Genomic DNA, 1,228 nt, shown 5'->3' with positions numbered 1-1,228 from the left:
TCAGCCTGCCGCAGGATCGCGATAATCTGCGCCTCAGTGTATTTGCTTGTCTTCATTCCAAATCTCCTCGTTCATCTTGCCGAGAAAATTCCACTTTTACAGCCCCCTACTTTCGGGGGGGATTACCCCTTAACGACTTGGTCTTGAACGCGCCAATGCCTATAAATAGTGAGTTTGATGCAGAGAGACGGCGTGCTTACATACTTGCTCAGGCGTTGAAGTAGCATTTTGTCGAACGGCAGCTTCGCGGACGAAGTGTGAATTCACTGCATCTGCGCGAGTGTCCGCTTTACAAGAGTGAAGGAAATCATCAGCAATGAGGTCCGCGAGATATCTGGGAATTGAATTCAATCTATACCAGTCTTCTGCAGCGAGATAAGTTAATTGGATGATGTCTCAGAACCTGATCGTTCAAAATCTCTACCGACTCAACGTAAGCGCTGATGCTTTCAACGAAGCTATCGGCCGCTTGGTTCACCGTGTTGAGCGCGAGGGGCACGACGGCGTGCTTTCGTATCAATTCTTTACGAACGAAGAAGATCGTTCGGCCAGAGGCGTAATCGTGTATCGCGAACCCGAGGCATGGATAGGCCATCACGATACGTCGATGAGTTGGGCCGAGATGGCCGCGCTGCACAAGGCGGCAACATTGAAGGAAGTTGTCTTTCTCGGTCCCTTCACCCCGGAAATCAACGCTTGGCTCAAGAAATCGTCGTTGAGAGCACGCCTTGTGGTTGGGAACCAGTTTTCAGCAGGCTTTCGACGGACATGACTGTTGAACCCGAGCTAACTCAAAACAGTACGTTAGCAAGATCAAACAAATGATAGCGCCACGTGTTACTGGGCTTCTCGCCCTCAATATCTTCCTATCTGGCGCCGCTTTTGCCGCCATGACGCCGTTTCGCGCAATCGTTGGGGTGGAGAGGCTCGGGCTCAGCAATTTCGCATTCGGCATCATTATGGCATTCAATGCCCTTGGCGGTTTGATGATCGCAGTTAGCCTTGGGTGGCTTTCGGACAGGGTTCAAGACCGACGCGTTCTGGTGCTGGTCTGCGCAATTGGTGGGGCGCTTGGATTTTGTCTGGCATGGATGGTGCAGAGGTAATCCCCCCATTTTTAACGGGGTGCATCCGTAGAACTTACGCGGCCATTGCCAGTTTCATTGCGGGTGTGATGCCGCCGATGCCCATGTTGGGGCGGTCGTTGTTGTAAGTCCAGAGCCATTGT

Annotated in this window: 2 protein-coding genes; both read left to right on the top strand. The window is 52.0% G+C overall.

The features are described 5' to 3' along the window. Positions 1 to 388 precede the first annotated feature (388 nt). Positions 389 to 772 (top strand): hypothetical protein, encoded by a 384-nt coding sequence (locus AQS8620_RS16750; protein WP_085838152.1) that lies wholly within the window; start codon positions 389 to 391, stop codon positions 770 to 772. Positions 773 to 821: 49 nt separating this feature from the next. Beyond that, a complete protein-coding gene (locus AQS8620_RS16745; protein WP_085838151.1) occupies positions 822 to 1,106 on the top strand; it encodes an MFS transporter in 285 nt (94 codons plus the stop codon). Positions 1,107 to 1,228 lie beyond the last annotated feature (122 nt).

This window comes from Aquimixticola soesokkakensis (genome assembly GCF_900172375.1).
Classification (GTDB): Bacteria; Pseudomonadota; Alphaproteobacteria; order Rhodobacterales; family Rhodobacteraceae; genus Aquimixticola; species Aquimixticola soesokkakensis.
The sequence above is the reverse complement of the archived record's forward strand: the minus strand, read 5'-3'. Positions and strand labels throughout refer to the sequence as shown.

Excerpts from the sequence above, each read along its gene's own strand:
- AQS8620_RS16745 (WP_085838151.1), top strand. The coding sequence starts at position 822 with ATGATAGCGCCACGTGTTACTGGGCTTCTCGCCCTCAATATCTTCCTA.
- AQS8620_RS16750 (WP_085838152.1), top strand. The coding sequence starts at position 389 with ATGATGTCTCAGAACCTGATCGTTCAAAATCTCTACCGACTCAACGTA.